This is a genomic window from Bacteroides sp. 2201st1_D9_2201SCRN_220225 (assembly GCF_040928965.1).
Classification (GTDB): domain Bacteria; phylum Bacteroidota; class Bacteroidia; order Bacteroidales; family Bacteroidaceae; genus Bacteroides; species Bacteroides stercoris.
The window spans coordinates 1-7,344 of record NZ_JBCODG010000117.1 but is presented as its reverse complement, the minus strand read 5'-3'; the positions used below and the strand labels follow the sequence as shown (position 1 = coordinate 7,344).

Sequence of the window (7,344 nt, the reverse complement as noted above, 5' to 3'; positions counted from 1 at the left end):
GTTATGGGGTGTACGGCGATGGGATTGTAGGTCATGGTCATTTCGGAATTGAATTCCTTGACATCGCCCAGCATCGTGGTTGTGCCCGTTTCAAAGTCGTGACGGTAGATCTTACTGCCCAGTCCGCTGTAGTACAGCTTATTCTGATAAGCTGTGATGGAGCATCCGGCACCTGCGCCAGCATTAAGATTAACCTCGGTCACAACGTTTGTCTTGATGCTTTCACCGGTCTTGCTGTTCACCTTGGCAATCTTCGCGGGGCTTCCTTGCATGCTTACCCAAAGGTTGCCGTCGTTGGCCTTGGCTACAGCCGCAATCTGCTGTCCCATGTCAATGGTCTTGCCAACGGTGGTCTTTCCCTTTTCCAATACGAGCAACTTGCTGCCTGCGATAGCAAACACCTTTCCATCGGCTACGGCCATGGTCAGCTTGCCTGCCCCTTTGGAGCCTTCGATGAGGGTTTCGATACCTGCCTCGCTGTCAAAGAGGTGCACGCCGTAGTTATCGCGGATAAAGATGTTTTTCTCATCAAGCACGGCGATGTGTGTGGGCCAATTCAGGGCCGAAAGTTCTTCATTGAAAGTGGCTTCCTTGACCAAGGTCTCGCTATTGGCCACCACGAGCATGCCGTCGTTATCGAACCCGGTTCCTACGGCATTGGTCTTTCCGTTCTGCGAAATGATGTACATCTTTTTGTTAAAGATGTAGATGTCTTGCGTCACGTTGCCCAGCTCCGTACCGTTCATGGTGCGGTAGGCGTAGTCCAGTACTTTGCCTTCCTTGTCAATGTAGATGAGCGATCCGTTTTCGGTGGTCATGTTTCCTTCGTTGAGGATGAACACGCCTGCCGGGTCGGCAAATCCGCTTCCTTTCACGCTGACACGTGCGATGGCCAGGTATACGAGACCGTTTTCATCGGTGCCCTGGAGGCGCAGTTCCCCTAGTCCCATGGTAGCATTGGCGGGCGGAGTCACGGCCACGTAACTGTTGGCGCGATGTACGTTCGTGGTCCATCCTTCGGGAGCAGAGAGCACCTCGAGGGTCTTGAGATTAGCCGAGAACTTGATGTTGATTCGGGTTTCACGTCCTGGTTTCAGCAGGTAGAAAGGCATTTTCTGGTCAGTGTCGAAGCGTAGGAAAGTACCTGTCTCCTTGTTAAGTACAATCTGTGAGTCATCGGGCAGGACGAAAGTCACGCTTTTATCCGTCACGATGATGTCTTTAAAGAAAGCTCCGCTTTCGCCTTTCTTGAAGCGCACGAAGTCGTCGTTGGCATCGGTCACGCGCTTGCCGTTCAGTGTCAGGTAGCCGTGTTCGTCCAGCGTGAGTTCAACCGTATTGTCGGTCACAGTAATAGGTTCGCCTGCTTCATTGAGCAGTTGTGCAGGGATGCCGTTGGTCACGATGGCCCAGTAGTACACGCCCTCCACTTCTATTATGCTGATGGCGGAGCCGTTGGTCTTCTTCATTACTTCGATGGTGCTGGCGTCGTTGAAAGTGATTACGTAGCCCCGTCCGTCTTCGGTCTCCTTTACATCGGTCACCACTTTTCCACCATTGATGGCATCCACGATGCCCTGGATGGAGTTGACCTGTCCTTTCAATGCCTCGATGTCGGTCTTGAGTTCGTCTATTTGGCCGTAAATGTCGTTGATGTCCCCTTTCAGTTCATCATAATGGTCGTCACAGGCTGTGAAGCTGAAGGTCAGCCCTATGAGGAGCACGAGCAGTTTAAATAATTTGTTCAAATACATGTTTTCAATTCGTTTTTAGTTAGTATATGGTTATTTCTCTCTGTCCGTTTCATTCTTCCAGAGTGGGGATGCGCTTGCCCTGCATGTGGAGGTCTTCACCGCGTTCCACTTCGGTAGAGCATTCGCCCAACCAGCCGTTTTCTTGGTTTACACCGTTATACACCTTGATGAAGTCCACACCGGGGAGTTCCACAGGGTTGCCTTCCCGGTCGACGGCCCAGTCTATGTCAATGGCCGAGTTATCATCCACATTGGGGCTGTTGTCCACATAGCCGTATCGGAAAGAATAGAGTACGAAGTAGACGCTTCCCGAATTGATTCCCGGATTGAATTTGCCTTCGTTGATGGCATTGTTGGCCAGGCGGATACCGTGGAAGGTAAGTTGGTTCTCGTCTACCCAGGCGGGATAGTAGGTTTGAGTATGGTACACGTTCTTCACCTTGTACTCATTGTTGCCCCGATTGTCGGTCCAGCGTATATAGTCCTTGATGGTAATGTAGGCCAACGGGTTGTCTGGTTCGGCGCTCTCTTCGGGTTCTTCCCGGGTGGGTCGGTAGTAGGTCATTTCGTAGTCGCGGAACACATCGGTGTCGTTCCCGTTCTCCACGGCGATACTGTACCAAGCTTCAGTTTTGGTGGTGAAGTTTCCACTTCCGGCTATTTCGTACCACTCGTCCTCATCGGGCCGTCCATTCTTGTTCTTGTCATAGGCCACCATGACTATGCCCGGCTCGCAGCTGCCTCCCTTGGGCGCATCGGGTCGTCCGTTGTCGACCGCGTCGAATGCATTGCCATTGATACGGAAGTCACGCAATCCGGCCACATTGGGTATAGTGTGGTCAAAGCCTACGACCACGTATCCGCCCCAGCCTCCCAGGGTGATGGCATAGGCTTCGTCCCCCACCAGCCACTCGCCGGCCTTGCGTACCATGTCTTCGTGGGTGTCTCCTTCCTCATACTCGGGCAACACGTTGACAAACTGTCCGGGTGCCGGCATATAGTCAAGCACGGAGGCAATATTGGAGGTCAGCTTTCCGGACCGCTCCTTTACGTTGACAAGAACATGTGTCTTGCTTCCTTCGTTCTCGGCGGTGAGGATGTAGCGTCCTTCGCGGGCGGCAATGAACGAGGGGATATCGGTATCGGCCCCGGTGAGGCGGTACAGATCGGATGCTGCGGAGGTCACTTTCCAGGTGCCTCCTCCCAGCGGGGTGCCGTTTAGCTCAATGGGGACCACCGTGTAAGTTTGCGCTTCCAGTGTGACGGTGCTTCCCTGGCTGATGACATTCAGGCGAGCGGTTTTCTCGTCCTTTCCGGCTTCATTGCTCACTTGCAGAGAAAGGGTGTGGGTATATGCTTCATTCCCAGCGAGGAAAGTGTAGGTTGCTTCGCGCGACACTTCCGCACCGTCCAGTGTCCAAAGGCAGGTGGCATGCTCTCCGTTTTCCACGGTGGGGGCAAAAGTCAGCTCTTCGCCTGCCAGCAGGGTGTATTCACTTTCCAACCCCGCGATGGCGGGGGGCAGGATACCTTCCATACTCTCATCTTCCGAGGAACATGCGGAAAGTAGTAGGGTGAGGGCCAATAATAGAAAAGAGTACTGTTTTCTCATTTTTATTTAAGTATTTAGTTTGTTAGTTTTTGAGTTTGTAAGTTTCTAAGTTATTCCTTTACATTGGTTTAAGAACTTGTAGACTAATAAACTCATCCATTTAATCATATCAGTTTTTAAGAGTGTTTTTTCATTGGAACTGCAGCACCGGATCAGGCTGTGCACTGTCCGACTTGTAAATGGGAACCAGTGCGAAGTGTCCGGGAATATTGCCCGAACGTTGCACCCATTTCTTCTTCCCGTATTTGTCAAAGCAGTAGAGGGCACCGGGTGTCACGTAGTTGCCTGCATCGGTGATGTAGATGTCCTTGGTTTCCGGGTCCACCATGATGCCGTAAGGCATTTCGATTTCCTTATTAGTGCCATCGGTAATGATGTTGCGGGTAACTATCTCGTGTGTCACGGTATTGACAATGGAGTAACTGATATTCCAGTCGTTGGTAATGTAGCTCCATTCTGTGCCGTACACGTAAAGCAGATCATCGTCTATCCAGTAGTTGGTGGCGGCTATGGGGATGGTGTCGGTTACCTGCTGCTTTTTACGGTCGATGAAGAAGAGGCGTGCGGGCAGCCCCTTGTAATCGCCGCGCGAACTTACCCACAGATCGCCCCGGCGGTCGGCTTTAATGCGTTCCAGGTTGTAGGCCACATCAATGCGCCTTTCTTCGGTGAAGGTATAGATGTCAATGACTGACACGGTGCGTTCGTAACCCGAAGTCTCGCCAGCACCCATGTATCCGCCGGAATTGGCCACATAGATTTTCCCGTCCACTATTTCCAGTTCGTCGGGTTGGTATCCTACCAGGCAGCGATCCACCACTTTCAGGGTAGCGGTGTCAACCCGGGCCACGTAACCTATCTGTTCGTAGTTAGGGTTGATTTCCACTGGCCCGGCATAGGACGTGACATAAGCGTACCGCCCGGCAAACTTGATAAAGCGGCAGTTGGGAATGTCTATCTGGCCGATTCGTTTGGCGGTCTGGTAGTCCATCACCTCCACTTTGTTGGAGCAGTTGATGACGGCATACATCTTGCTTCCGTAGATGCCGATGTCGTTGCCCACATCGCCCAGTTCCTTGGGAACGGTGGGGTTCACTTCGGCATAGATGTTGCGGGTGTATATGCCGGTGGTAAAGTCATAGTAGTCCAGTGTGGACTTGTTGCTGCCCATGTTACCTTCGTTGAGCAGGTAGAACCCGCGGTAACCGTCCGGGGTGCGGGTGTAGCCCGTGTATTCGTCTTCGGAGAGAATCATCTCCACATCGTCCCGGCAACTGCCGAGGGTGCAGAGCGCCAGGAGGCTGATAAGTGTGTAGCGTATGTTTTGCTTCATATTTCAACAGTGAATGACAGTTTGTAGTTGCGTTTGGGCATGGGATAGTTCAGTACTACCTCGTAGTCTTGTGCCAGCAGGTTGTTGACCTCCAGTGCCAAGCGCAGGTTGGTATCCTTGACTTTGAAGTTTTTAATGAGGGCCATGTCGTGCGTGTACCATGGCTGTTCGTAGTCTTCGCGTATGTTGGCTGAACTGTGGTAGCGTTCGCCTACATAGATGAAGCTGTAGTTCAACTGCCACGATCGCCAGTGGATGCCAGCGATGACCGACCCGCTGTGCCAAGGTATATAAGGAATTTGACCGCCATAGGTCAGGTTTTGTAGCACGTCGCTTTTGCGTTTCGTAAAGTCCTGTGCTTTCTGGTAGGTGTAGGTCAGGCGCAGGTTCAGCAGGATGTCCCAAGGCAGGCGGAATTCTGTGGTGGACGAGGCGTCAATGCCCCGTATTTCCACGTAGCCCAGGTTCATCATCATCCAACGGTACTGCCCGTTTCCTTTGGGCACGGCCACGATTTTGTCCGTCACCTCGTTGTAGTAGGCATCTGCCTGCAGGTCGATGCGGCTTATCCATCCGCGTTTGAACGTCTTTCCATACTGCATCCCAAGGTTGTACTGGTGGGTGAACTCGGGGCGCAGGGCAATATTGCCGATGTCCGTATAATACAGATCGTTGAAGGTGGGCATACGGAATATCTGCTTGTAGAAGGCGCGGATGTTGAAATCGTGTCTCTTGAAGGGCTTGTAAGACAGAAAGACGGCAGGAGTAAATTCCCGCTTGTCGGGAGCTGCCTTGGCTGAATCTTCCTGAGCTGTGTTGCCGGAGCGAATGCGTTCGCGCACCCAAGTGGCGAGCAAGCTGCTCTGTATCTTCACTTTACCCAAGTCGAGCGCAGTGGCCACTGCCACCAGAGTGGTCAGTCGGCGGGGGAAGACAAAGCCGTCCATGTTCGAGTGTAGAACGTTATATTGCATGTCGGCCGAAAGGGCGATGTCCCAAACGCGGTTGACGGCATATTTGCTTGCCACGGAGGCATACACTTCCTGTTGCTTGAAGGTGTTGTCTATCAGCATTAACGTGGTGTCCGGGTTAACATAGTTCATATAATCGTAGGCGTACTTCACGTTGGCTTGCAGGTCGAACCGGCGGGACAGGGATTTCTGGAAAGTGCCCTGTGTAAAAAAATTCCGGTCGGTCTGCCGCTGCGAGTTCTTCCATACATTATTTACAATGGCTCCGGGAATACCCTTGTTGGAGTGATAAAAGTAACTTTTTATTCGCCAGAAGCCTTCGGGTATTTTGCCATAGAGTCCGGCTTCGATCCGAGTGGAGAATACGTCACCGTTTTGGCGCACGGCGGTAGTGTCGTACATCACCTGGTGGGTGTTGGGATACACCCGTTTGTAGCGGTACTTGTATTTTCCGGACGAGTTGATAACCTCTGCGTTGAACGAAGCACTCATCCGGTCACTGAACTTGTATTCGTAGAGGATGGAAGGGTCGATCAAATCGAATGAGCCTCCCTTGACGGTGGCTTTCAGATTATACTTCTTTCCCTCGGCGAATTGTGGCGTGCGCGAACGCAGGTACACCGAGCCTGAAGAACCGAAGTCCTTGGCCGGTTGGAAAATTTCGCTCTTCTGCCCGTTGTAAAGCGAGATTTCTTCCATGTTCTCCAATGAGAATTTACCCAAATCCACCTGTCCGTTTTGGGCGTTTCCCAATTGGATGCCGTCATAGAAAATTCCCACATGGTGGGTACCGAGGCTGCGGATGTTCACAGTTTTCAGTCCACCTATTCCTCCGTAATCCTTGATTTGGATACCCGAGAAGTAACGGATGGCATCGGCCACGGAGAAACTGTTCAGCGACTGTAGAGTGAGCTTGTCCATTTTCTGCGCAGGGATAACTTCCTTGTACGACTTGGCGGTGACCACCACTTCGTCCAACTGTTGGATGCTGTCCAGCCTGCTTTGTGCCCATAAGGGCGTATTCCCTCCAATGCAAATCGCAAGGAACAGTAGGATATCAAAGGACAGATGCCTTCTGCATTTGCAATACATCATACGCGTTGTATGTTTAATATTAAGTATTTAGGTCTTTAGTTTTTGAGTTTGTAAGTTTATAAGTTGTTGCTTTGCATTGGCTAAAGGACTCAAAAACTCACAAGCTTAAAAATGTAAACTTAAAACTGACCGTTGTCCTAACCCCAGAGGACAGGAGGTAATGAATGATGGCAGGTCTTCTGACTGACTCCCCTCGCGAAACCTTCCCAATGTAACCGTTACATCAGTGGCATAAGTATTTTTCGCAAAGTTGAAAATGGAGTTTCACAGCAGCGGGACTGTCCGGGATTTTCACCCGATTCCCTTTTAATCTGCTTGCCCGGACGGACAAAACAGAACCATTTCAAGTGCAAAGGTATTTAAAATTTCGGATAAGGCAACTGGGAAGAAAAGTTTTTTTCGTTGCCGGCGAGGAAAGGGCGGAGGTTTCCGCAGGGGAAAAAGAAATAGGTCATATCCTAAAGATACATCCTCTTTCTTATTCCAAACGGTTATTCTATTTTATCACTACTGTCCCGTAAAAGTGGATAAATAGTTCTTTGAAATTATTGAAATATAGTCAATTACACGGTTTTTTGA

The 7,344-nt window shown here is 51.0% G+C and carries 4 protein-coding genes and 1 riboswitch; all 4 genes read right to left on the bottom strand.

The annotated features are described in order from the left end of the window. A partial coding sequence (locus AB5903_RS21415) for a DUF5074 domain-containing protein (protein WP_368118255.1) occupies positions 1-1,754 on the bottom strand: 1,754 nt, incomplete at its 3' end. Between the two features lie 49 nt (positions 1,755-1,803). After that, complete coding sequence (locus tag AB5903_RS21410; protein ID WP_272710929.1) at positions 1,804-3,366, bottom strand: PKD-like domain-containing protein; 1,563 nt, start codon at positions 3,364-3,366, stop codon at positions 1,804-1,806. A 130-nt stretch (positions 3,367-3,496) separates the two neighbouring features. After that, positions 3,497-4,699: a YncE family protein gene (locus AB5903_RS21405; protein WP_005849142.1), complete on the bottom strand. Its 1,203-nt coding sequence runs from the start codon at positions 4,697-4,699 to the stop codon at positions 3,497-3,499. After that, positions 4,696-6,765: a TonB-dependent receptor gene (locus AB5903_RS21400; protein WP_005849141.1), complete on the bottom strand. Its 2,070-nt coding sequence runs from the start codon at positions 6,763-6,765 to the stop codon at positions 4,696-4,698. The genes AB5903_RS21405 and AB5903_RS21400 overlap by 4 nt, the downstream gene beginning before the upstream one ends. Before the next feature lie 151 nt (positions 6,766-6,916). After that, positions 6,917-7,123, bottom strand: a riboswitch (cobalamin riboswitch). Positions 7,124-7,344: the final 221 nt, after the last annotated feature.